Annotated in this window: 15 protein-coding genes; 7 read left to right on the plus strand and 8 right to left on the minus strand. The window is 48.4% G+C overall.

What is annotated here, in order from left to right; all coding sequences use genetic code 11:
* Positions 1-16: 16 nt before the first annotated feature.
* From SPD80_RS04790 to SPD80_RS04800, 3 genes are all read right to left on the minus strand, one after another.
* Positions 17-1,201 carry a hypothetical protein gene (locus SPD80_RS04790; protein WP_320828726.1) on the minus strand — a complete coding sequence of 395 codons (1,185 nt, stop codon included), beginning with the start codon at positions 1,199-1,201 and terminating at the stop codon, positions 17-19.
* A gap of 82 nt (positions 1,202-1,283) precedes the next feature.
* On the minus strand, positions 1,284-1,526 hold the full coding sequence (locus SPD80_RS04795; protein WP_320605987.1) for a glutaredoxin family protein: 243 nt from the start codon (positions 1,524-1,526) through the stop codon (positions 1,284-1,286).
* A 119-nt stretch (positions 1,527-1,645) separates the two neighbouring features.
* Positions 1,646-2,131: an S-ribosylhomocysteine lyase gene (locus SPD80_RS04800; protein ID WP_320605986.1), complete on the minus strand. Its 486-nt coding sequence runs from the start codon at positions 2,129-2,131 to the stop codon at positions 1,646-1,648.
* A gap of 128 nt (positions 2,132-2,259) precedes the next feature.
* On the opposite strand from SPD80_RS04800, the gene SPD80_RS04805 reads away from it, so the two are divergent.
* Genes SPD80_RS04805 through SPD80_RS04815 form a run of 3 tightly spaced genes read left to right on the plus strand, consistent with a single transcriptional unit; the run spans position 2,260 to position 8,256 of the window.
* Positions 2,260-5,409 carry a glucose PTS transporter subunit IIA gene (locus SPD80_RS04805; RefSeq protein WP_320828728.1) on the plus strand — a complete coding sequence of 1,050 codons (3,150 nt, stop codon included), beginning with the start codon at positions 2,260-2,262 and terminating at the stop codon, positions 5,407-5,409.
* Positions 5,410-5,463: 54 nt separating this feature from the next.
* Positions 5,464-6,054, plus strand: a complete 591-nt coding sequence (gene yihA, locus SPD80_RS04810; protein ID WP_320828729.1) for a ribosome biogenesis GTP-binding protein YihA/YsxC — start codon at positions 5,464-5,466, stop codon at positions 6,052-6,054.
* A 33-nt stretch (positions 6,055-6,087) separates the two neighbouring features.
* Positions 6,088-8,256 carry a HelD family protein gene (locus SPD80_RS04815; RefSeq protein ID WP_320828730.1) on the plus strand — a complete coding sequence of 723 codons (2,169 nt, stop codon included), beginning with the start codon at positions 6,088-6,090 and terminating at the stop codon, positions 8,254-8,256.
* Here SPD80_RS04815 and SPD80_RS04820 read toward each other — a convergent pair.
* The 4 genes from SPD80_RS04820 to nifJ form a co-directional block, all read right to left on the minus strand.
* On the minus strand, positions 8,249-9,697 hold the full coding sequence (locus tag SPD80_RS04820; protein ID WP_320828731.1) for an ATP-binding cassette domain-containing protein: 1,449 nt from the start codon (positions 9,695-9,697) through the stop codon (positions 8,249-8,251). The genes SPD80_RS04815 and SPD80_RS04820 overlap by 8 nt on opposite strands.
* Before the next feature lie 11 nt (positions 9,698-9,708).
* Complete coding sequence (locus SPD80_RS04825; protein ID WP_320828732.1) at positions 9,709-10,764, minus strand: ABC transporter substrate-binding protein; 1,056 nt, start codon at positions 10,762-10,764, stop codon at positions 9,709-9,711.
* Positions 10,765-10,955: 191 nt separating this feature from the next.
* On the minus strand, positions 10,956-11,396 hold the full coding sequence (locus SPD80_RS04830) for a hypothetical protein (protein WP_320604939.1): 441 nt from the start codon (positions 11,394-11,396) through the stop codon (positions 10,956-10,958).
* Positions 11,397-11,577: 181 nt separating this feature from the next.
* The gene (nifJ, locus tag SPD80_RS04835; protein WP_320604937.1) at positions 11,578-15,117 is read right to left on the minus strand and encodes a pyruvate:ferredoxin (flavodoxin) oxidoreductase; all 3,540 of its coding nucleotides are present in this window, start codon (positions 15,115-15,117) and stop codon (positions 11,578-11,580) included.
* A 316-nt stretch (positions 15,118-15,433) separates the two neighbouring features.
* On the opposite strand from nifJ, the gene SPD80_RS04840 reads away from it, so the two are divergent.
* The 4 genes from SPD80_RS04840 (at position 15,434) to SPD80_RS04855 (ending at position 21,093) form a co-directional block, all read left to right on the plus strand.
* A complete protein-coding gene (locus SPD80_RS04840; protein WP_320604935.1) occupies positions 15,434-16,162 on the plus strand; it encodes a response regulator transcription factor in 729 nt (242 codons plus the stop codon).
* Positions 16,153-17,202, plus strand: a complete 1,050-nt coding sequence (locus SPD80_RS04845; RefSeq protein ID WP_320828735.1) for a HAMP domain-containing sensor histidine kinase — start codon at positions 16,153-16,155, stop codon at positions 17,200-17,202. The genes SPD80_RS04840 and SPD80_RS04845 overlap by 10 nt, the downstream gene beginning before the upstream one ends.
* A 204-nt stretch (positions 17,203-17,406) precedes the next feature.
* Positions 17,407-18,102 (plus strand): ABC transporter ATP-binding protein, encoded by a 696-nt coding sequence (locus SPD80_RS04850; RefSeq protein WP_320828736.1) that lies wholly within the window; start codon positions 17,407-17,409, stop codon positions 18,100-18,102.
* A 12-nt stretch (positions 18,103-18,114) separates the two neighbouring features.
* Positions 18,115-21,093 carry an ABC transporter permease gene (locus SPD80_RS04855; protein ID WP_320828738.1) on the plus strand — a complete coding sequence of 993 codons (2,979 nt, stop codon included), beginning with the start codon at positions 18,115-18,117 and terminating at the stop codon, positions 21,091-21,093.
* Between the two features lie 190 nt (positions 21,094-21,283).
* Here SPD80_RS04855 and SPD80_RS04860 read toward each other — a convergent pair whose 3' ends face one another.
* Positions 21,284-26,056 (minus strand): S8 family serine peptidase, encoded by a 4,773-nt coding sequence (locus tag SPD80_RS04860; protein ID WP_320828740.1) that lies wholly within the window; start codon positions 26,054-26,056, stop codon positions 21,284-21,286.
* Between the last annotated feature and the right edge of the window lie 223 nt (positions 26,057-26,279).

A 26,279-nucleotide genomic window follows, 5' to 3' on the forward strand; every position in this document is an offset into this window, starting at 1 on the left:
TGCTAGGACAGTTGCGCTAGAGCAAGAAATCAGCAAGAAAATCATCTGGTGCATCTGGCGAGAAAAGCTCCTGCTTGCGACCAAGAAGCCAAGTAGCTGCTTCGGCATACCCCGCTTGTGAAGCAGCCAAAATAGCATCATCAAAGCTTTTCTCGTCAAAAGCATGCGGCCAGGTACCCACCTGCTTAAGCTGAGCAATCTTGCCATGTTTTGCAAGCACACACAGAAGCACTGCATTGTGTGCAATACATGTGCTGGGGCGTACGTACAAAACCATCTCTGTTACTAACTCTATGTCTGCCTGCAACCAGGTAAGTGCAGCTAGGCGTCCTAAAAAGACAGACGGCATCTGCTGACATACAAAACGTACGACGCGCAAATCCGCACGTGGAACGACTAATGAGCCCATTACCTGCTCTATAACAGACGACCCCATATGACGGTTATGGTGTAGCTCAAGCAACTTTGTGGCTAAGGCAAAGCACGTATCTGCCGTAGCATCATCACGCTCTGATGCATGCCTAATGCTGTGCCACGCACGTACCACGCACGCACGAAACACATCATCAAAAACGGTTGTCTCAAAAAGGCCATCAGAGGCAAGGCTATACACTACATCGCAGGTAGTTTGCAGATTGGTAGGAAACACATATGCAGCACCAAGCAACTCTTCAGTACCGGTAAAGTCTTCAAAAATCTCAGTCGAAATGGTCTGGTCCATAAGATTTAAAAACAAGGTGGGACTGGAACGCACTAAATCAAAACGTGTGTATACGCCGTCATGCACAGACATGGCAATATCACGCCGCACCTGTGGACGAGGATCTCCCAACAGGTCCACACCTTGCATAAGCAACCAGCGCGCACAACTCTCATGCCCGCAGCGCAGCGCCAACGCAAGCGCCCAAGAAGAATAAGCAAACGGTGCCAACATGCTCCACACCCGTTGCAACACCACTAGATTTCCCAAGCAAGCCGCACGTTCAAGCAGGTCAACGCAGCTTACTGCATCGAGTAATGCTGCATTTGCTTGCAACATATCCAGCGCTTCATGCACGGCTTCACCAGAAACAAGGGCTTTTTGAACTGCCTGTAAGAGCTGGTTGTTTATCCCATTTGCTCCGTTTGTCTTGTGCACTTCACATGCCGCAAGTTCTTGAGAAACTAACTGTTCTGAACGGTCAATTGGCTGATTGCTCACGTTGTACACCTTTCATTGCTAGTCAGACTATACCAATTGCCATAAAAAAAGCGACCCGAAGGCCGCTTTCCAAACACAGCTTTTATGCAAACGCACGGTCTAGATACTCAATAATGTCATCAGACTCGTACAGCGCTACCCCATCTACAAACAGGCAAGGAACTTGTTGCTTTCCGCCCTCGCTTACAAGAAACGCAAGGTCATCGGGGTTCTTGCTTATATCGTGCAGGCCAATCGTAATGTTATGGCGCTCCATAAAACGTAGAACCTTAACGCAAAACGGGCAGGTGGGGCGATAATACAGTTGTAAATCTGGAATGACCATACAAATCCTCATAGTTGGTTACATAAACCGCATTACCATACCGCAAAATTAAAAAATGTATAGACCCTAAGTACACAAGCAAACTGCATGAGAATACCTACCACAAGATATGGTTCGTGTTATGGCTGGTAGATGAGGTGTTTCTCATCAATAGCATACAAGGTCGTGTTGAGATAACGCTTTGCTAACCAACGAGCCATACCAAGGTTTTGATCAAGATAGTTGCCACACTCTTCAGGTGCTGCACCAGGAATATCTCCTGCAAAGTTCTGAATAAACTCAAACATGCGTATTACCAAATCAAGCACATCACCTGAACTATAATCGCCAAATACCACAAGGTAACACCCGGTACGGCAGCCCATAGGTCCAAAGTACACCACACGGCTTGACCATTGCTCATCATTACGCAAAAACGTAGCACCCAAATGCTCAATGGTATGAAGCTCTGCTGTGTTCATAACAGGCTCACGATTAGGTGCAGTCATACGCAAGTCAAAGGTGGTTACTACCGCCCCCGTTACAGAATCTTGATCCTTGCGCGATACATACACACCTGGCTCTAATACCAAATGATTAACGGTAAAACTGGCAATTTTATCCATACGCACTCCTTTGACGCAGATACAGCAAGGCGAGCACCTCATCTAGATAAGTATAGGCACTTGGCGCCCTTTATGTCTGAATGGTGCGGTAGGATTACAAAGACAACCATCGCCAAGAAAGGCTTACCATGACTGCATCGTCTAAGCTAGAGATACTTGTTTCTCCTGTTGCAGGTAAAACTATGCATCTGGAAGAAGTTGCAGATATGGCTTTTGCCCAGGGCATGCTAGGACCAGGAGCTGCAATTGAGCCCGTAAACGCCGCGCAAGCTCATGGGGTTATGTCTGTTGTTGCCCCCCTTTCTGGTAGCATTACCGCTGTTGCCGCTCAGGGCCATGCCGTCAGTATCCGCAGTATGAGTGGCCTAGAGGTACTCATACACGTAGGCATAGATACCGTAGAGCTTGATGGCAAGCCTTTTCTTGTATCGGTACAAGTAGGAGATAGTGTCCACCAAGGGGATGTTTTACTCCATGCAGATATTGAGGCCATTACACGTTCTGGGCGCAAATCAACGGTTATGGTAACCATACCAAGCGGTGCAGGTATACCAGCTGCTCAAGATGAAGTCCAGTTAGGACCCCGCCACACCATCAAACAGGGTGATTCTTTCCTCAACGTTAACATCGATGCATTGAGTACTCCAACGCCACAAGAACACACGCAATCTGCCGAGCAAAACTCTCATGGCATTAGTTCCCCATCCTCGCTTACCACACACGTAACGCTTGAAGACCGCATCCCTTGGCCTGATGATGAGAGCTATGCAAATATTCCCGCAGATCAAGCTCTTGACCTGTATCTTGATTGGATTGCCGAGCAAAACATTGAGCCTTGGAATCATCAGCTAGAATCCCTGCTCAATATTGCCGCGGGCAATCATGTGATTTTAGGCACGCCTACTGGTTCAGGAAAATCCTTAGTAGCACTTGGCATGTGCTTTATTGCCGTCTGTACAGACCGTCGCGCCTATTACACCGCTCCCATTAAGGCATTGGTTTCCGAGAAGTTCTTTGCACTCTGCGATGTTCTTGGCAAAGACAATGTAGGCATGATTACTGGCGATGTTGTTATTAACGCAGAGGCGCCAATCATTTGTTGTACTGCGGAAATCTTGGCACAAGACGCCCTGCGCTTTGGCAAAACCGCAGACATAGGCTGCGTGGTTATGGATGAGTTCCACTACTACGGTGACCCTGACCGTGGTTGGGCCTGGCAGGTACCCTTGCTTACGCTACCTCACACGCAATTTTTGCTCATGAGTGCCACCTTGGGTGATGTTTCTGCTCTTGCACAATCCCTCACAAAGCATACAGGCCGTACCGTTGAAGCAATACTGGATGCGCCACGTCCCGTTCCTTTATCGTACGAGTTTGTCGAGACACCCTTGGAGGCTACGGTAGAACTCGCGCTGCGCGATGGTGATGCTCCAATATACATTGTGCACTTCTCGCAAGAAGCCGCTGTTAAAAGTGCTCAAGCACTTGCAAGTTATGGCGTATCTACCAAAGAACAGCGAGAACAGCTTAAGGATGCCCTCAAGGGAGCACGGTTTACCACTGCTTTTGGCAAGACGCTTAAGCGTTTGCTCCCTACCGGTGTTGGCGTGCACCATGCCGGCATGCTCCCGCGCTATCGCCTGCTTGTAGAGCGCTTGGCGCAGCAAGGCCTGCTCCCCGTTATTTGTGGCACGGATACCTTAGGCGTAGGTATTAACGTGCCCATTCATACGGTGCTTCTCACCCAACTTACTAAATATGACGGTCGGCGTATGCGCCGCCTTAATGCGCGTGAGTTCCATCAGATTGCTGGCCGTGCAGGTCGCTCTGGCTTTGATACAGAAGGGCGCGTTATTGCACAGGCAAACGAGTATGACATTGAGCGTGCACGTGCCTTGCTTAAGGCAGCAGGCGACCCCAAAAAGATACGCAAAATCAAGACCAAAACAGCACCTCAAGACTTTGTAAGCTGGAACAATCAAACCTTTGACCACCTCATTGCAGCAACACCAGAGCCTCTCCAACCTCGTCTTAAAATCACTAATTCCATGGTGCTTGCACAGGTAGAGCAAGGTGGAGATGCCTGGACGCGTTTGCATACACTCGTAACCGAGTCCGCACAATCAGATGGACAAAAAGCAGAGCTTTCTAGGCACATAGATGAAGTGCTTGCAACATTGCTCGATGCGCAAGTCATCTCTCGAGATGTTCCTGCAAACACGGCTCTTGGCCCTGCAAACTATACCCTCGAAGCAGATTTACCAGATAATTTCTTACTTACTCAACCCCTCTCGCCCTTTATGCTGGCAGCACTTGAGCTGCTCAATCCAGAGGACCCCCATTACGATTTAGACCTCATTTCTATGGTGGAAGCAACGCTGGATAATCCAAGCCAGATTCTATATGCGCAAGAAAAAGAAGCACGCAGCAAAGCACTTGCCGCTATGAAAGCAGAGGGCATAGACTATGATGAACGCCTGGAGCGTGCTCAGGAAGTAACGTACCCTAAGCCCCTGGAAGACCTTCTAAATCAAGCTTTTGCCAGCTACTGTGAGCAAGTCCCCTGGGCAGCAGACTATGCCCTTGCTCCCAAAAGCGTGTTGCGTGAGATGGTAGAATCCGCGTCTGATTTCAAGACGTACATTAGCTATTACAAGCTCTCGCGCTCCGAAGGAACGTTGTTGCGCTACCTATCCGATGCCTACCGCACTCTCGCCCACACCATTCCAAAGCACTTCATATCAAAACGCTTGGATGACATTATAAGCTGGCTGTCTCTTGTAGTACGCACCACAGACTCCAGCTTGCTGGATGAATGGTCCCATGACGCATCATCAGACCAGGGCACAAATCTTGCTGCGCCCGGTACAACAGACGCAGTGGTTGCTGATCGTCGTGGCACTACGCTGCTTGTACGCAATGCCCTGTTTGCGCGCGTGCGTCTTGCTGCCTTTGGTCGTACCGATAAGCTCGGGGAACTTGATGCGGATTGGGGCTGGCGCGAAGCAGTATGGCAACATGCACTTGATGCCTACTTTGAAGTGTACGCAGACATCCTTCTTGACGCAGATGCTCGCTCTGCCGCCTTTGTTCAAATTGATGAGTCTGACGAGAAAAGCATGCATGTATGGCATGTTCACCAAATCTTTAGTGACCCAGAAGCTGACCACGCTTTTGGCATCTGGGCAGATGTAGATTTGGATGCCACTCAGGAAGAAGGTTCGCCTGTCTTTACTAACTATCGTGTGGGCTTTTTTGAGGATGTACACCGTAACTAATATTCGCTGGTAGAATTATCTATCCGATGTTGTATTTGCTTTTGAGAGGATCTCATGGCTCTTAACTACCAAACTGCACGCTACGAAGCCTCATTTGGCACAACCCAGCAGCTCCCCAAATCCACAACTCCAGAGATTGCTTTTGCTGGACGCTCCAATGTAGGCAAGTCCTCGCTGCTTAATAAGTTATTTGGCCGTAAGGCACTTGCTCGTGTCTCTTCTCAACCTGGTAAAACAGCAAATATAAACTTCTTTTTGGCAGATGGCATTCGCTTTGTAGACCTCCCTGGCTATGGATTTGCCAAGGTCAATAAGGGTGAGAGACAGCGATGGGCAGATCTTATTGATGGCTACTTTAGTGATGACCGCAGCTTTAATCTGGTAATTGCGCTGGTAGACATTCGCCATGATGCTCAAAAGCTGGATATACAGATGTTGCAATTTCTTACGTCAAACCAGATTCCCTTCATTGTTGCCCTTACCAAGGCAGATAAGCTCAGCAAGGCTAAGCAAAACTCCCAAGCCAATGCACTTGCCAAACAGTTTGGCATTGACCGTATGGCGTTAGTCATTACCTCTTCGGAAACTGGACAAGGCATAGATGAGCTTAAGCGCTTTATTGCTCAGGCCGTAGAAATAGATTAGTACCCGCTACCCCTACACAAAGAAAAAGGTTGTATGTCTCAAGACCTATTTGATACAAATACCCCTGATCAAACTACGCATCAGGACCCCATATTTGTTGCAGAGCAAGCCCATCTCACGCAGACCTATAACAAACTGATTGAGTTGCGCGATGCCCTCAATGCGGAGCTCGAAGCTGCTCATGAAGGTGCAGCTAAAGACCTCAAAGATCTCTCGGATGAGATTCGCGTGGACTTTGGCGGCGCAGATGAAACCATGGAAACCCTCGCAGCCATCGAGACACTCAACGCCGTTATTGATGCCTATAACCAATACCATGATTTCTCGGTAGATAAGTTGCGTCGCATTCTTCTTGCACTACAGCGCCCCTATTTTGCTATGGTTCGCCTGCAGATGCGCCCCAACCGTCCTGCCCGTGACATCTACATTGGTGCCGCAGGAGTTACGGATGACGCACGGCGTCCTCTTATTGTGGACTGGCGCTCCCCTGTTGCAGAGACCTACTACAATCAGCAAATGGGCGAGACCTCTTATCTTGTGGATGGTAAAGAGCGCAAGGTTACTCTTGAGCTGCGCCGCCAATATGACATCTCTCGCAATGTGCTCCATAACTATTTTGATACTACGATTGCCATCCAAGATTCCATGCTGCTTAACACGCTTAAGAAGCATCACTCCAAGAAACTCCAGGCAATCACGGCCACCATCCAACGAGAACAAAATCAGATTGTTCGGCATGAAGATGTGCCTGCGCTGCTCGTTGATGGAATTGCTGGCTCTGGCAAGACCTCTGTTTTGCTGCAGCGCATTGCATACCTGTTCTACCAAGAACGAGAAATTCTTCGCCCTGATCAGGTCTATCTCTTCACGCCTAACAGTGTCTTTGAATCCTATATTGACCAGGTGCTCCCCTCTCTTGGCGAGTCAAATCCGCAGGTTTTTACCTGGAAGAGTTTCATGTCTGAGCTTGGTCTTTCCGAGCGCAATTCTGGCGCTACCGATTCTTTGGATAGCCTCAACGCTCTAGAAGCAGCACTGCCTCATCTTAAGCTCCAACGAGAAGACTTCAAAGAACTTCGCATGCACGACACAGCGTTGCTTAAGCCCCAACAAATTGCCTCAGCACTTGCAAAGTTTTCTCAATTTCCCCCTGGCCCTAAGCTTATTGCCCTTACTAAGGATGAGTTGCATGAGCGCCTTAACCGTCGCATGGGCCAGTTAGCAAAACATGAGGACCTTCAGGAAGAAATGCTCTCCCTTACCCTTGAAGAGCAAGTGGAGCTTTTTGGAGAATCTCTTAACCCCGTCAATGATGAGGAAACCCTAGCGTATGCCAAACGCTACGTTGACCTGCTCTTCTCGGCAGCTCACGAAGAGATAGAGAAGGCTACCTGGTTGCGTTTTGACCGCATTGGCATGCGTATGCTCAAAACAGACCACCTTACTGCGGCGGAATGGCTCTACCTCAAGATGCTTATTACTGGAACATATGCCCGTGATGCTCGCTTTGTTCTTATTGATGAAGTACAAGATTACACTGCCACACAGCTCACGGTGCTTTCACACTACTTTAAGCGTGCACATTTTATGCTCTTAGGCGATAAGCACCAAGCAATCTTTGAGGGAACAGCTAGCTTTGACGAGGTACAAGACATATTTGTGCAAAGCCATGGCTCCATTGAGGTCATTCAGCTCACCACAAGCTATCGTTCTTCTCCAGAAATTACGCAGCTTTTTGCCAGTTTACTTGACCCAAGCGAGCGACGCACCTTGAGTTCCATACACCGCCCTGGTGTTACACCTCAAATCATGGCTTTTGAGGATACCGATGCCTACCTTGCCCAGCTGCATCAAACCGTAACCCAAGCTCATGAGCACGAAGGCTTAACAGCAATCATTTGTGCTCATAAAGATCGAGCTTCTTGGCTTGCTAAACAATTACCTGATAACGTTGTGTGCGTACATGACGGTAAGCCGCTTCCTCATAAGGGCGTTATTCTTATTGACTTAACTCTAGCAAAGGGCCTGGAGTTTGATGAGGTCATTATCCCCGATGCTCAAGAAGCGGAGTATGACAACTCGGAACTATCGCGTCGTCGTTTATACACCGCTATTAGCCGCGCCATGCACCAAGTAACAATTTTATCCCAAGGCACACTCAGTCCCGCACTCAGCCCCGCGCTCAAGGAAGTGCTTACGTAAACAGTTTGTGCGCAGTTGCATCCAACAACTGCGCCTCTTTGGTGTCATGAGAAGCCACCAGTAAAGCACGGCCGTTTAGGTGCTCTAGGACAAATTGTGCTGCACGTTTGTGAGTTTTTGCATCCAATGACGAGAACGGCTCATCTAGCAGCACCACCTGTGAATCATGCAAGAGGGCACGCGCCAACTCCACACGGCGACGCTGACCACCTGACAACTGGCAAACAGGCACATCCACTATAGCTTCAGGTTCATCTTGTATCAGTAGTTCACGCAACGCTGCACGAATCTCTGATTCTGATCTGTAAGCACCACATACCAGCTGAATGTTCTGCACAGCAGACAGTGCTTCCACCAACACGGTTTGTTGGCCCATGAGCGAAAACGTTGTTTGAGGAGCAATGGAGCGCTGACCTTTTATGAGTGGGATAAGACCCGCAATTGTATTGATAAGCGTAGTCTTGCCTGCGCCTGAGCCATCACAAATAACTACACGCTCCCCTCTGTTTAAAACAAAATTGAAAGCGGTAGCTGTGTACTGTAAGTCATGCCCCAACGTTGCATCACAAAAACGTACAAGCTCTCTTATATTAGTAGATACAGATGGTTGAACACTCGTATGCGCGCCCACGCTCGATATAACAGAGCGCGGGAAGGAACGTTTTAGTGCCCACAAACCAGACTGTGTAAGCAGCCATACAAAGCACTTCTCGCTCAACCAAGACAGCGCTACCACGGCAATAGTCCACGCACATACATCGCTTACCTCAAACAGTAATTTTGCTTGGTAGATAAAAGAACCCATAGAACCTGCGGGCGTTCCAATAAGCTCTGCTGCAACACCGGCTTTCCAAGCCATGCCGCACGCATGTTTACTTGCAGCAAGCATATACGGCAATACTTGCTGATACCCATCGGCCAAAAACTGACGAGTGGGAGTAACCCCAAACACGGTAAGCAGACGACGTAAGCTATCTGAAGAGCTTTCTACACCCTGTAGCACTGCAAGATAAATAGCCGGAAACACAACAAGGAATACGGCAAGGACAGAAACACTCTTTGACCCTACCCACATAAGCAGCAGCACAATAATGCACACAATGGGCGTGCTTTTAAGTGCAGAAACAGCAGGCTCAAGTATGGTTTTACATACACCTGAGCTCGCAGCTGCAATGCCCACTACAAATGCAGCAACAAATCCCGCACTAAAACCAAATGCAATACGCGCAAACGAGAAACCCACTGCCTGTATAAATACGGCAGAGCAAACAATCTGGCTCAAGCGCTCAAGCGCAACAAAGGGACTTACCAAAATAAGTTCATTATTAATTACCCGGGCAATGAGTAACCAGACTACAAGCCACACACTAACAGCACCAATGCGTACTGCCACCTTGCCTAAGGCACGATGAGATGCAATGAATTGTTTAAAACTCCTCATGACGTTGCTAGCTAAACACGGTAGTAAAAATCATCATCGGGAAGTTTGCCACCCACAGAAGCTGGGTCAAACTCGTTAAGCACACTCAAATAGCCAGAAAGTGCCTTCTTCATGGCATCACCTGTCAGACTTACAATATTACACTGAGGAATTGCAGCCTCAGCGATTTTCTCGTTAGGGACAATATCTGCCTCAACAACAAGCTGAGCAGCAGAAGTAGGATTCTCATTAACAGCACGAACCGAGCGCTCATGACGGCTTAGAAAATCTACGATAGCATCGGGATATTGCCGAGCAAACTCTTTGCGAACAACGGTCACACCAGTAACAAATTGGCTACCAGAGCCCTTTGCATACTCATTCCAAACATCAACCAGCGCAACGGGAGCTTTAAGGTTGGTATTCTTGGCCATAGCAGCAGTGGTAAAAGGTTGAGGAAGAATTGCCACAGCCTGGGGATTAGATGAAAGAAGCGCCACACATTCGGCGTGCTCACTCTTAAACTCCAAAGTAACCTTATCTGTAAGTCCAGCTTGCTTTAGCAAGTAACGGAAGGTGTACTCAGGACTTGCGCCTTGGCCAGCCATGTATACGGTACGTCCTTTGAGGTCTGCAAACTGCGCAACAGATGTATCTGCTGTAACAATGGACAGCACGCCCAGCGTGTTGATGTCTATGACCTGTACAGCAGCCTTTGTTTTGTTATAAAGCACTGCTGCAGCATTAGAAGGTACCAGTGCAATGTCTGTATCCCCTTTAATAACAAGGGGAAGCACCTGATCAGGCGCACCAGAAATGGTATACGAATAGGTAATGCCATCAGCTTTTTGTGGTGTAGTGGCAGCATCTGCAGTAGGAATACCAGAGGTATCCTTCATCATGGGCAGAAGCCCAATAGCAGTGGGGCCTTTAAGGGCAGCAACGCGCACTGTTACCGCACTTGAAGTTTGTTGCGTGGTAGGAGTAGGCTCATCTTTTTTTGGTGCAAAAGAGCATGCAGCCAGTGTAAGAAGGGAACCTGCTCCCAAAAGACCCAATGCTTCACGGCGAGTAACCAGCTTTTTCATACCATTCCCCTTTAATAAGAATATATGAGCGATGTGTTTACCTCTCTCATTCTATTAGCTGCATGCCAAACACAACAACAAATCCGGTAAAAGGCACTAGATAAGCCATAACCACCCACACTGTGGATGGTTATGGCTTGAACTGTTAAGGGGATACGCTACTGTAACAGGGTCTTTTTTGCTCGCATACCTTATGACGTTGTTGTTGCATCTACTACAAACCCTGGAAGATTAGTTATTTTATCGAACAGTATTGTGCCGGACTTATTTGTGAGATATAAACGTCCGTCATCTTCTTTAGATGAGACATATGCTAAACGCACAACACCATACTCATTTCCATCCTTATCGATGAGAGAAAACATATTCGGATCGTCTGTTGTTTTGAACGTCCCATTAATAATGGTTCCTTCAGTTTCAACTACCTGCCAACGGTTGTTGTTTTCTGCATGAAAGGAAAGACTACTCAGGCTGCTCTTATGATCTCTATATACACCAGTGAGATTAAACCCTTTGACAGATCCCTCTTTTAAGAAGTTTACTTCTCGTGAGGCTCCCCATAAAAAGATAGTTCCCACTAAAACAAGTACACCGAGCACAGCAACAGATATCTTCAAGATTCGTGTCTTCATGTTACCGACCCTTCATTTGTTAAGAGTCACACTCTATCTGTAAAACTGAACTTATGATAGAACTTAGCAAAAATGTATCACTATTTTATTTAAAAATCTAGTAGCGTGTTTATTCATTAAAAAGAGCCAAAAGACCAGGTCTTTTGGCTCTTAGCAAGCACTTTTCTGTGTAAGTTACACCTTACAGCTCAGCGTACAAGTCCTTAAGTTTGAGCAGGTGCTCGTAGCGCTCCATAGCTGCCTGCTCATTGCGAGCAAAGAGCTCTTCTGCGCGCTCGGGGAACTCAGTGGTAAGACGAGCATAACGTGCCTCATTCATAAGGAAGTCGCGATAGCCATCCTTAGGTGCCTTGGAGTCCAAACTAAACTTCTTGCCCTTCTCGGCCTCAGGGTTAAAGCGGAAAAGATTCCAATAGCCGCATTCAACAGCCTTCTTCATCTCTTCCTGTGCGTGCTGCATACCACCCTTCTTGATGGAGTGCATCTCACAGGGGCTGTAGCCAATAATCAGAGAAGGTCCATCATAGGCCTCTGCCTCGGCAATTGCCTTGAGGGTCTGAGACTGGTTGGCACCCATTGCTACCTGAGCTACGTATACATAGCCATAACTCATGGCAATCTCTGCCAAAGACTTCTTCTTTACATCCTTACCAGCAGCTGCAAACTGTGCAACTTGACCAAAGTTAGATGCCTTAGAGGCCTGGCCACCGGTATTGGAGTACACCTCGGTATCAAAGACAAACACGTTGATGTTACGGCCAGATGCCAATACGTGGTCTAAGCCACCAAAGCCAATATCATAAGCCCAACCGTCGCCGCCAAAGATCCAGAAGGATTTCTTAGAAAGGAAGGATTTATCTGCCAAGATTGCCTGAGCAGCATCGGAGCCATCAGCCTCAAGAGCAGCAATATACGCTGCAGATACATCCTGTGAACGACCATTATCGTTACGGTTCTCCAACCAGGCAGTAGCAGCTTCTACAAACTCGTCAGACACGTTACCAGACTCAAGCAACGCCTGAGTTGCAGCAACCAAACGGTTTTGCTGAGACTCGTAACCTACCTCAAAGCCCATGCCATGCTCTGCGTTGTCCTCAAACAAAGAGTTGTTCCATGCAGGACCGTGACCGCATGCCGTAACAGTAAAGGGTGAGGTAGCTGCAGGATTGCCCCAAATAGAAGAGCAGCCGGTAGCATTGGAAATATACATACGGTCACCAAACAGCTGCGTTACCAAACGAGCATAGCTGGTCTCTGCACAACCTGCGCAAGAGCCAGAGAACTCAAGCAAAGGCTTGTGGAACTGAGAAGACTTGACGTTCTTGGAAGAGAACAGCTCGTCCTTTTGCGTTACCTTGCTATAGACGTAATCCCAAACGGGCTGTTGATCGAGCTCGTCCTCCTGAGGAACCATGGTTAAGGCACTTGCAGGGCAGATGTTTGCGCAGTTGTGGCAGCCCATACAATCCAGAGGGCTCACGGTAATACCAAACTTGTAGCCCGTATCCTTAGGCATCTTGAGGTCGAGCATGCGGGTAGCCTCAGGAGCGGCAGCTGCCTCTTCTGCAGTCATAGCAAAGGGACGAATGGTTGCATGGGGGCATACATAGGCACACTGATTACATTGGATGCACTTACTCTCGTCCCAATGAGGAACAGATACGGCAATGCCGCGCTTCTCGTACTGGGAAGCACCAAGCTCCCACTGGCCATCTGCATTATGAGCAAAGGCGGATACAGGCAAGGAGTCGCCATCCATAAGATTGATGGGGGTCAACAGTTCCTTTACCTGCTTAACAATGGCCTCGCGGCCCTCAAGGGTGAGGTAGCTTGGCTCATCCGTTGCATCTGCCCAATCTGCAGGAACCTCAAACTTACGGAATGCAGTGGCGCCAGCATCAATAGCTTTCCAGTTAGCCTCTACAATAGCTTGGCCTTTCTTGGCATAGCTCTTCTCGGCAGCATCCTTCATGTACTGCAAAGCCTCAGATGCAGGCAAAACGTTTGCCAGAGCAAAGAAAGCAGACTGCAATACCGTATTGGTGCGCTTACCCATACCTACCTTCTCGGCAAGGTCAATTGCATCAATGAGGTAGATGGAAATGTTGTTCTTGGCAACATAGCGCTTAGCGTTTGCAGGGAAATGCTTGTTAAACTCCTCATCGCTCCACTGGCAATTAAGGAGGAAAGCACCACCAGGCTTGACGTCACGAACCATCTTGAAGCCCTTTATGACGTAGCTGGGGTTATGGCAAGCAACAAAGTCTGCCTTAGTTACATAATAAGGAGAACGAATAGGAGCGTCACCAAAACGCAGGTGAGAAATGGTTACGCCACCCGTCTTCTTGGAGTCATACTGGAAGTAGGCCTGAACGTATTTGTCCGTGTGGTCACCAATAATCTTAATGGAGTTCTTGTTTGCACCAACCGTGCCGTCACCACCAAGACCCCAGAACTTGCACTCAATAGTGCCCTGAGCTGCCGTGTTGGGTGCATCAGGATCCATGGGCAAGGACAGATTAGTAACGTCATCCACAATGCCGAGCGTAAACTCGCGCATAGGTGCATCCTTCTTGAGCTCCTCGTATACAGAGAAGGCCGCTGCAGGTGGCTCATCCTTAGAGCCCAGACCATAACGGCCGCCCACAACGGTAAGCTCAGACTTGCCGGCCTCATACAGAGCAGACACAACATCCTGATACAGAGGTTCACCAATAGAGCCAGGCTCCTTGGTACGGTCCAAAACTGCAATCTTCTTAACAGTGGCAGGGAGCGCTGCAATAAAGTCCTTTACTGACCACGGACGATAGAGACGTACCTTTACTAGACCGACCTTCTCGCCAGAAGCGTTGAGGTAGTCAATAACCTCTTCCAACGTGTCGCAGAAAGAACCCATGCAAACTACTACACGATCTGCATCTGCAGCGCCGTAGTAATCAAACAGGTGGTAGTTAGTGCCAAGCTTTTGGTTAACCTTGTCCATATAACCCTGAACAATAGCGGGAAGCTCGTTATAGGTGGTGTTGCAGGCCTCACGGTGCTGGAAGAAGATGTCACCGTTTTCATGGGAGCCGCGAGCCGCAGGATGCTCTGGATTAAGAGCATGGTCACGGAAGGCCTGAACTGCATCGCGGTCAAGCATGGTTGCTAAATCATCAAAGTCCCAGGTAGCAACCTTCTGAATCTCATGAGATGTACGGAAACCGTCAAAGAAGTTTACAAAAGGCACCTTGCCAGAAATAGCGGACAGGTGTGCAACAGGAGAAAGATCCATTACTTCCTGCACATTACCCTCTGCAAGCATGGCAAAACCAGTTTGACGAGCAGCCATAACATCGGAATGATCGCCAAAAATGTTAAGTGCATGCGTAGCTACGGTACGAGCACTTACATGAAATACAGCAGGAAGACCCTCTGCAGCAATCTTATACATATTAGGAATCATAAGGAGCAAGCCCTGAGAGGCGGTATAGGTGGTGGTAAGAGCACCTGCGCCCAAAGAGCCGTGAACGGTACCAGACGCGCCGCCCTCAGACTCCATTTCTACAACCTTAACAGGCGTACCAAAGACATTCTTAAGCCCGCGAGCTGCCCATTGATCTACATGATCTGCCATAGGACTTGAGGGCGTAATAGGATAAATACCTGCAACTTCCGTAAAGGCGTACGACACCCATGCAGCGGCCTCATTGCCGTCCATGGATTTAAATTTTCTCGCCATTTCCTCTCCTTCGAACACAGCGAACCGCTCTCGTACAAGCGGCATGAATAAAGCACCATACAATGAACGATGGCCGACCTTTCCTCCTAGGAGGGCACAGTCATGTTCTTCCCATAATACTCCATGCGCGCGAGTTCCAAAAAAGAAACTTCTGCATAGACTGACTTATTTTTTCGATAATTTCCCAAAGTTAAGTGGGATTTACTTAATACTTTGGATAACGCTGTCCCTATACCCATACGTACACCGACTCATTCACAAGCTTATTCACAAGTTCGGATAAAGTATGCATAGGAGATATCGAGAAGGGCATGCTATGAAAGCGCGGATTTTATTAGTAGAAGATGATACGGACATTGTGCGCTCGCTTTCTGAGCTGTTAGCAAGCGAAGGTGCAGCCGTGGTGTGCTGCGACACACAAGATGCAGCAATTGCATACGCTACCGCTTCACACGCACACAACACCACCGACAAACCCAATGAGGCTGCACCATTTGACATTGTGCTCATGGACATCAGCCTGGCACAAGGCAATGGATTTGCCGCCTGCTCCGCCATTAAGGCTGCCCAACCCAACCTGCCGGTCGTGTTTTTGACTGCATCAGGTGATGAATTTAACACTGTGACGGGTTTCTCAATGGGAGCCGATGACTACATTGCAAAGCCGTTTAGGCCACGCGAGCTCATGGCGCGCATCGCTGCAATTTTGCGCAGGCAACGCCCTGCGGCAGAGTCACTGCTTAAAACGGGTGACATAGTTATTGATGTCATACGTGCACGCGTCACCAAAGCGGGTGTAGAAATTGATCTTTCTGCCATTGAGTATCGCCTGCTCTTGGTGCTAGCAGCACATCCAGGAACATTAATAACACGCGACGCATTGCGTGAGGCGCTTTGGGATGATGCAGGTGCATACGTGGGCGACAATACGATTTCTGTATATATCAAGCGACTGCGTCAAAAATTGGAAGATGACCCCGTAGAACCTCGCATTATTGTAACGGTGCGCGGACGCGGATATAAGGCAGCTGAAGCATGGAACTAATACTGTATAACAAGCATGTACGTGTAGAGCTGGCATGTTTATTGCTTGTTGGATTGCTTTGCACGGGTATTACCACCACTGTAGCTAACGAGAAAAGCGCAGTTATTGTAGGCGTTATGGCACTGGTGCTTATTTGCGTGCATATGGGATGTATACTCTGGCGCACCAAACAGATTGCCAAACTTACTCAGCGCATAGATGATGCATTACATGCAGATACTCCTCTTTCCTTTGCAGACATGCATGAAGGTGAGTTAGCACTTCTCGCCAACCAAATTGATAAGACCTTTGGCAAGCTTGTAAGCTTAAATACCCAGCTCAAGGCCGAGCAGCGGTCTTTGGCAGACTCCCTTGCAGACATTAGCCATCAGCTGCGTACACCCATGACAAGCTTGGGTTTAGAACTGGAACTTATTCGTAAACACACAACAGACCCCGAGGTAGTGCGCCGCTTACGCCATGGCGAGCGCCTCATCGACCGCATGTGCTGGCTCATAGAAACCTTGCTTCGCTTGGCGCGCATTGATGCTGGAACCATTCATCTAGAACAAAAAGAGGTGCAGGTAGCGGGGCTTATATGTGATGCACTGCGACCGCTAGAAGTTACGCTTGATTTGGCGGATATTACGGTAGACCAACAGATTGATGCGCACATCAGTTTTAAAGGTGACTCAGCTTGGTCTTGTGAAGCCTTGCAAAATGTACTTAAGAATTGCCTTGAACACACGCCTGCTGGTGGCACCATTACCGTACATGCCAGCGAAGATACCTTAGCCTGCCGCATTGTTATTACCGATACAGGCAGTGGTTTTAATGAGCAAGAGCTCCCCCACATTTTTGAACGCTTTTATCGCGGAACCTCTTTGGTGGATACAGCAAGTTCACCTGTTAATCCCACAGGAGTTGGCATTGGGCTTTCTTTGGCGCAGGCTCTGATTTATGCTCAGGGTGGCCGCATTCGCGCGCTCAACAAAAAGGACGCAAACGGCCAGGTTATCGGCGCCTGCTTTGAGATTGCCTTTTACAAAGCCACAGTCTAGTTAGCTCCTTGGGCTATGGAGCACATGCGTGCTTTGCGTGCGCGCTTCCTTAAACAGCAGACTGAACGCTCAAACTGCCGAGCTCCAACAAGCTAAGCTCCAGCAAGCACAGCACAATGACAAAACTGTCATCTAACTGTCACAGAATTGACAGGCTGGTTTGGCAGGATAGAACGTGACAATCCACCTGTCGAGGGAGGCATAATGAGCTTTCTTATGGTTGAGCATTTAAGCAAGGTATATGGAACTGGCCAAGCTCAAACCACCGCACTCAATGACGTCAGTTTTGAGGTTGAGCGCGGCGAGTTTGTTGCCATTATTGGCAGCTCAGGTTCGGGCAAATCAACGTTAATGCATTTGCTAGGCGGTGTTGATCGCCCCACTTCAGGTACGGTACGCCTTAATGGCGAGAATATTTATGCCCGTAATGACGAGCAGTTGGCCATCTTCCGTCGTCGTGAAGTAGGCTTGGTGTATCAGTTTTACAATCTGATTCCCGTACTAACCGCACAAGAAAACATGACCTTGCCGGTACGTTTGGATGGTCGCACCGTAAATGACGAGCGGCTTAAAACCCTCCTCTATGCCCTTAACCTGAACGGGTATGAAAACCATCTGCCCAATCAACTCTCTGGTGGCCAGCAACAACGTGTTGCCATTGGTCGCGCCCTTATGAATGAACCAGCTATTGTGTTGGCAGACGAACCCACCGGTAACTTAGATAGCAAAAACTCTGCCGAGATTATGCAGCTTCTTCGAGCAAGCAATAAAAATCTTAAGCAGACGCTCATTGTTATTACGCATGATGAGGATGTAGCTCTTATGGCCTCACGCGTGATCGCCATTGAAGACGGACGCATTGTTTCTGACGAGCGCCGCAATGCCCCTCGTTCTTTGTAGGTGGTGATACCCATGAAGAACTCTATTTTGCTTAATTTTACCAAGCGCTCGCTGAGCGCCAATAAAACCCGTACGGCAGTTTCCATCATTGGTGTGTTGCTGTCAACGGCACTCATTTGTGCAGTATTTACCACAGTAACCAGCATTCACGCAGCCATGCTCAAGCGCACTATTGCCACCGAGGGCTCATGGAGTGCTATGGCACAACATGTGGACCCCAAAAAGGTTGACACGCTCGTAGCAAATGAGCACACCAAGGCTGCAGCAACCTCTACGGTGTTAGGAACAACACAACTTTCTGGTGATGCCTACACCCGCTCCGATAATGGGACATTCCAGATCCGCACCCTTCCGCAGCAACTCAAAGGCACAGCAGATGCCGCAAACAGCCTCACCATTACACCGGCCATCAAAACAGGAGCCTACCCCACCCAAACCAACGAGCTGGCACTCCCCGAGCGCTATCGCGACGTCCACTTTACCGATGCCAATCTTTGGTCTGACGAGAAAATCACCGTAGGCAGCACCATTCATGTAAACCTCTCAGATAGCACGTCCAACGCTGATAATACAGCTGGCGATACAGCCACCAACACACAAATCCACAGCTACACCGTAAGCGGCTTTTATGAGACGGCAATTCCTTTTTACGGTAACTCACTGATTGCTTCAGATAACCAGCTCGTAGCCCTTGCTTCCTCTAATTCTGCCAATTACACCACAAAAGGTCGTGGTATGGCATGGTTTGAGCTGACGGGTTTCTCAACACAAGATGAACTGACTAGCTTTGTAGAAAGCACGCTGGGCACCACCAATACCGACTCCGCTGACGATGCCGCTGATGGTACAAGCCATGATGCGCATACAGACACTGCCGACATAACACGCACGATTTTTCACACTAATTTGATGAGGTATCAGGCCTTGCGCGGGCGCTCGGTAAACTGGGATGCACTCTGGAACTTTGGCCTCTTCCTAGCAGGCATTATTAGTGTGGCATCAATCGTGTTGATTTATAACTCATTTGCCATTTCTGTTGCAGAACGCACGCGTCAGTTTGGCTTGTTGTCTTCATTGGGCGCCTCCAAAAAGCAAATGCGCCGCTGTGTGTACGTAGAGTCTTTGCTTATTGGCATCATTGGCATCCCACTGGGCATTGCAGCTGGTATTTGCGGTGTTGCAGTCACCTTACAAGTGGCAAAACAGGGTTTTGCTGTACTGCTTAATTCCAGTGGCAGCGAGACCGTAACGTTGAGTGTAAGTGGTTTTGCTTTAGCACTTACCGTTGTCTTTGAATTGGCGGTACTTTTGATTGGCGCTGCTGTCCCAGCACTGCGAGCAGGTATGCAGTCTCCTATGAGCGCCATTCGTCAAACAGCCGACATTAAGATGAATAGGCGTCTGACCCGCAAAATCACATCCAAGACACGCTCTCTTTATGCGCGCTTTGCTGGTGTTGCCGGCACGCTCAGCTCCCGCAATCTCTCACGTTCCAGCTCACGTGGAACTACTATTGTGGTCTCTCTTGCCATAAGCGTAACTCTTATTGTTATTACTGGTAGTTTTATACGCACGCTGTTGCCGCTTATTGAAGCGCAAAATAGCTATTCTGACGCAGACCTTGTAATTAATCTCTATTCCAACAAGAAACAAAGTGCCTTAGAGTCTGCCAAAACTCTTGAACGTATTGATAGCACCATCGCTGGCCTTACGCGCCAAGAAAGCGACCTCACTTTCCAAGTGCCCGCTTCTATGGACGCAAGCTCACTCACAGACGCCATGCGCGCATACCTAACCAGCACTTCGTATACCGATATCCCGCCTTCTGACTACAGCTATTACAACAAAGACAGCAACACGTTTGTAAGTGCTCTTTCTGTACATGTTCCCAGCCAAGCTACCTGGGATAAGCTCGCTCAAAAATACACCGTAGACAAGGCACAGGGTGCACTGGTTCTTAATAGCCTTGTTACGACAATTGACGAGAAAAGACAACTACTTGAACCGTTTAACGCATTGAACAACATGCATCTGTACACGTGGTCTAGCGACAATAGCCTCTATCTATTGCTTAATGCTGCCGGCCAAATTGTTGTACCTCTCTACCCTGATGAGCAGCCCTCTGCTGGCAAAGATGGAACAGACCAAGCGCAAGCAACAAACTCTACTGCCACTGAACCCAGCTCTGCCGACGCTCATGCCACCGCTGAACCCAACTATGTACCACTTGACTCTTTGGGAGACAAGATTACCAAGCATTCGATAACCAGCATCGCCCACGTTAAGAATCTCAAATCTGAGGCTCCCTACCTAGCTCAGGAGTCCAGCAGCAATCTTGTTATGTACATGGCGCCAGAGCTTGCTCAAAAGATCATGGCCTCGAGCAATGAGTTCAAAAACCCCATAATATATGTGTATTACACGGCACAAAACTCTGCCAAAGCAACAGAAGCGCTCACTGACGCATTGAATGCAGCGGGGCTAAATAACGACGTCTATGAGGGCAGCTATGAGATTTTTGATTTTAGTACGTACCGTCGCAATAACCAACTGGTTACCCAAACTATGCTGCTCTTTTTACTGCTCTTTACCGGCATTATGGTTCTTATTGCCATTGCAAACGTATTTAACACACTCTGCAACTCCATGATGCTACGCACGCGTGAATTTGCAGTCCTACGTTCTATTGGTATGGACGAGAAGCAATTTAATCGCATGGTATTTTGCGAATGTCTGAGTTATGCGTTGCGTGGACTTGCTGTAGGAGCCGTAATTTCTATTGGTGCGTTTTGGCTCTTTTGGAAGTTTGTTCTCACAACAGCCGACCTTTCCTCCATGGGCACCAGTTTTACAACATTTAAGCTGCCGCTTTCCTCTTTGCTTGACGCATCTATTTGCGTGGTTGTGGTCTTGATTCTGAGTGTGATATATGCACTACGCAAGACACGTTCTACCAATGTAGTGGAAGTTTTGCGCAACGAAGTTATCTAAATCATGAACCACCCTTTTGAAGGGTGGTTCAGTATGATGCACGCTGTGTGCGCATCACAGGCTTAGGCTCATAAGTCTCTAATCCGTCGTGTCATTATTAAAATTAATAATGACACGACGCAACGCATAGATAACAAAAAGCTCTCGAGAAGCGCAAACTTCTCGAGAGCTTTGTTGGTCTTTGTTGGCGTTACTTTTGCTTGTATGGGCCTTTGCGCGCTACAAAGGCGCTTCCAAGCGCTAGTGCTGCCACGAGTGCTACTCCAAGCATGGCTTGCCTGGAATGGCTATCTGCCGTATTTGGCAATGCCGTTGAAGCCTTTTTATGTAAACCGGTAACGCCAGACTGAGCTGTCTGGTTGCCACCCACCGTTCCATTGGGTTTCTCGACAGCACCACCATTGCCGGTACCAGAAGGCTGTTGCGCATCTGGATTTAGAGGCGTATCGGGTGTAGAGGGATTGTCAGGTGCAGGCGGCGTATCGGGCGCAGGCTTGTTGTCTGGCACAGGCAAAGCTACTACGGGCGCAACCACCGCACGCATCATATACGAGCCCTTCTCGTCCGGATCGTACCAAGCGCCATTGGACATACGGTAGGAATGGCCAAGACCAGGCGTGGTTTCATCAACGCACATGCGAGGGCCGTGCTTCTCATCCCCTACTTGGGTGTACGCAATGACAAAGTCACCGCTTACCTGTACGGATTCTGGCAATACAACTTCATTCCAACCCTGTGTTGGCTGTGCCGTTACCTCGTAAGGGCCAAACAATACCTTGCCAGGATATCCATCGGGCTGGTTTTTATCGTAAATGCTGACCTTAAACTTTTGAGTATTTGGAGCAGCAGTATCCTGAGGCGCAAGGTACATACGAACGGACTTAATCTCGAGCGGCTGGTTGTTAGAAACAAGCACGCCAAGACTCTTACCATCCTTTACATCCGTAAGGTACGACTCAGCAGTACCGTCATCGTATGATAGGGTCCGTGTTTGAGCGTTATCTCCAGACGTATCGAGCAAAGCCAGTTTAATAGGCTCAAGTTGCAACTTTTGACCTTCTGCTACCGTAATGGTTTGCGTAGCAGTCTGATACCCCCGAGCAGAAACCACCACGCTATAGCTGCCAGGATAGACCTTCTCTATTGTGGTGGATTGCGCAACAGTTGCTGCATATGACGCATCACCAACATGGTCACGATACAGCTTGACCTGCGCAGTAGGGATAGGCTTGTTGGAACTATCGGTTACCGTAAGAGAAACGGAGGCAAGCTTCACATCAGACAGCACAACATCTCGTACCGTGGTCGTGTCTTCCGTAAGCGTAACGGGAACTTCCTTGGTGCTATATCCGTTTGCTTCTACCACTGCCGTATAGGTCCCCGCAGGAGCGCGCAAGCTATACCAACCACTACCAGGCTCACTGGCTACCTTTATACCCAGTTCTTTGAGCGTAACCGTGCCCTCCACTGGAACAAGAGGCTTTTGCGTAGGAGCAAACGTCCCTGAGGTAGAAGTAAGCGCCAAAGCGGTATGCGTCTCATGTGCGGCTTCGGGAACTGCTGGTGCAGAAGACACGTCATCGCCAGCATCTTGTGTTGCAGCTGTTGCATGAGGAGTAATCTTATTTTTGGCAGCAGTATCAAAGATAGACACATCATCAATGTACCAGCCACCTGCAGTAGGACCATCAAGTTCAGAGCCTGTAGAAAGCTCAAACTTCATCTTAAACGTGCTAGTCAAATACTTTTGAGGAATATCAAAGCCATCAAGGAACCAAAAACTCTTGAGGCGATTACGCCCGTTGATGTTCTTTCCTTCAACCGTTGTATTATCAAGGCTAAAGAGGTCTTCCCAGCTATTCCCATTATCTGCACTGATTAAAATCTTGCCGCGGTCATCATCGTAGACGCTCCACTCATCAACACCCTTACGACCCGTTGTGTTGTACCACATTTGCATATACACACGAGCGCTTGTGAGCTTGGACAAATCCATAGTTGGCGAGACAAGCATGTAGGTTGCATTGGCTTTGCGGAAGGTATTAAGCTCGGTAGCCCATACATGGGGGCTGTTAGGATTCTTGCCTTTTGCCTGGTCAGGTGAAGGCATGGAGCCTACCTTAGAATCAGGGAAGGGGTTGGGGCTATCTGGCGTACCATGTGTCCAAGCAGCGCCTTTTGCATCCGCTGGAGATGTCCACCCTTCATTGCCTTTCTCGAAGGTATAGCTCAAAACCCTAGTACCCTTAGTAAACGTTACCGACTTAACCTCGGACTTTGCGCTTTCACGCTCGCCAATCTGTGCAGTTGCACAGTAATAGTAGGTACCCTCTTGTGGCACAGGTTCATCAAAAAGCCGAGCCGTATAGGTACCGGCTGTGCGCTTATCAATAGAGCTAACCTTTACAAAATCCCCTGTTGGAGAAGAAGAACGATACAAGTTGTACTGCGTAATTTTAGGATTGTCTAAAGGATCAAACTCATAAGATACGCGATAGTTATTCCTTACCTTGATGTCCACATTGCTCGCAGGCGTTGCAGGCAACTCATTGGATGCTGCTTCAATGGCCAAATCATCAATGTACCAGCCAGCTTCCGTCCGCTCGCTAAACCCGCCACCATGGCGCAAAGCAAACATCACAACTATCTTCTTGCCTTTGTAGGCAGAAAGATCAATATACTCATCTTTCCACTTGTTATGAGAAGAATACTTATATAACTGCACATTCTTATAGTTGTACTTCTCGGCATCCGTCCCTTCGTTTTGGAGCTCGCCTACCCATACCTCAGCAGTATCGTTAAACGCGTAATCACCAACACCAAGGTCATACCAGTGTTTAAAGTTCAACACGGCAGAACGCGATTCCTTACTCAAGTCAATAACTGGAGTAATGAGCAGGGCATCTTTAAGGCCTTTATACGTACCATCAAGCTTAGTTGCTACCAGTTTAGAGCCAGAAGCCGCAGACTTGGGGCCAGATTGAGGTATACCCCACTCCCACAAAGGCGTCTTGCCACCAAACTCAAAACCATCTACTTCTTCCTCAAAGTTATTCTTATAGCCAATACCAATGCCATCTTTAACAACGCAAGAAGCAGCAGTTGTTTTACTAGATTTATTGGTTACATCTACAGCAGCAATATAGTAGTCCATAGTACTGCCTGTAGCAGCAAGATCAGATGGCTTAAGCGTTACCGAATATACGCCCTCTTTCTTGGTTCCCTTTATGAGCTTCATAACGTGCTCGGTATACTGGTTTGAACCCTGCTTAGCAAGGTACAGCGTTACACTCTGGACGCCATTATCGTCAGACACCTGAGCCTGCACGTCAAAGTTGGCAGAGTTAAACATGCTCTTGAGCGTAGAGTGCTTAATAGTAGGTGCAGATTCATCTTGACCAGGAGCCAAGATCTTGCCATTGAGCGTGGCAAACCCATTTTTTGTTACATCTGCTGAGGGATTGTTTTTAGCTTTTTGAGCTGCTTTTATAGCATTGTAGGCATTAACCTTGCCATGACCGTACGCATGATTGGGCTTGGTTACATTTTCTGCATCATTGAGCGGCGTTGCCGTTGAGGTAATAATTTGCTCTACTTGGTCTGGCGTAAGCTGAGGATTTGCCTGGTATACCAAAGCAGCAACACCAGCAACATGCGGGCTTGCCATAGAAGTGCCAGAACGCAAGGCATACAAGTTGTTGGGAATCGAAGACAAAATATTAACGCCAGGCGCGCTTACATCAGGCTTGATATCCCCTTCATAGGCAGAAGGTCCCCGTAAAGAGAACTGAGCAACCTTGTTATCTTTGCGAAGCGCACCAACTGCAAATGCCTCGGGATAGCTTGCCGGCGTTCCAATGGAACCCTCGCCACCAGCATTTGAGCTGCTCGTATTGCCTGCCGAGAAAACCGGCAAAATGCCAACCGCACGCCATTTCTTAAGGATGTCGCGGTAAAACTCATTTTCTGACTTACCGCCCCATGAGCTGTTAATAATCTGAGGACGAAGTTCAGGATGGGTGGTGCCCTTTTCATCCGTGGGCGCCATCATCCATTCACCTGCTGCAATAAGTCTATCAAGCGTCGTTTCACCATCTGCATCAAAGACTTTAGCCGCAATCCACTGAGCCTTAGGAGCTACACCCAGCAACGATTTATTTTGAGGGTCGGTTCCCAAAATGGTGCCCGCCACGTGCGTACCATGACCCGTTGCATCCGTTGGAAGTGAGCTGCGGTCAGAGGGATTAGTTGCATCAAACCAGCTGGTAGCCTCCATGCCCGGCGTATTACCACGCCATGCGTGCTTAATGGCAGGATGTGTTGCATCTACACCAGAGTCAATAATTCCAACTACAACACCAGCACCATCCATACCTTCTTGCTGAGCTCTATCTGCCATGATGGTTTTAAGATTCCAAGGTACATAGGCCTGAGCGTTAAACATATCAAACAAAGAGAAGTGAGAGCGCAAACTCGGCTTAGTAGTCTTGCCATCTACAGGCTTTTGCGTATGCACTTCTCCGCTCACAATAACCTGAGCAACATCTGGGCGAGCGCGCAACTGATTCGCTACGTCGGATGTGGTTACCACGCTTATGCTGTTGATAATATAAAACGACGTATAGGAGTGCACCGCTCCCGCTGTTTGTTTACTATCAAGAAATGCCTTGAGGTCAGCCTGCGTGCGCTGTGCATGCTGTTGCAGGGATGCAATGTATTGATCGGGCGTTTGACCACTAGCAACACCTGGCGCCGCTTGCTTAAGCGTTACAACATACGTTGCCATTCCCTCTGGCACCGTTGCTTGTTGCGCGTTTTGGTTTTGAACAACCGTACTTGGTATAGCAGCATATGCCCTCGTTGAGGGCATCATGCATAGTGTTAGGGCAAACAAAAAGCTCGCCACAGCTGCGCACATCATGCGCATGCGATGCTTTGAGCTTCCAAGCGAACTTGGCAGCATGTTTCTCCAATCGTCTAACAATGAACCTATGGATACGGCTACTTCATGTGTGGTGCAAGGTGGAGCAGGAGATTTGCACGCATATACATCACGTATGACCTGTGCATCACGTATAACCTGTGAGTTACATAAAGTTAGCCGTAGTTAACATATGTATAGTATCAAAGTTAGACGATGGTAACTTTGTCTTTCTTGAACAGTCATCTATGACAGAATCGTGGTG

Source organism: Atopobium sp., from assembly GCF_034113385.1.
Taxonomy (GTDB): domain Bacteria; phylum Actinomycetota; class Coriobacteriia; order Coriobacteriales; family Atopobiaceae; genus Atopobium.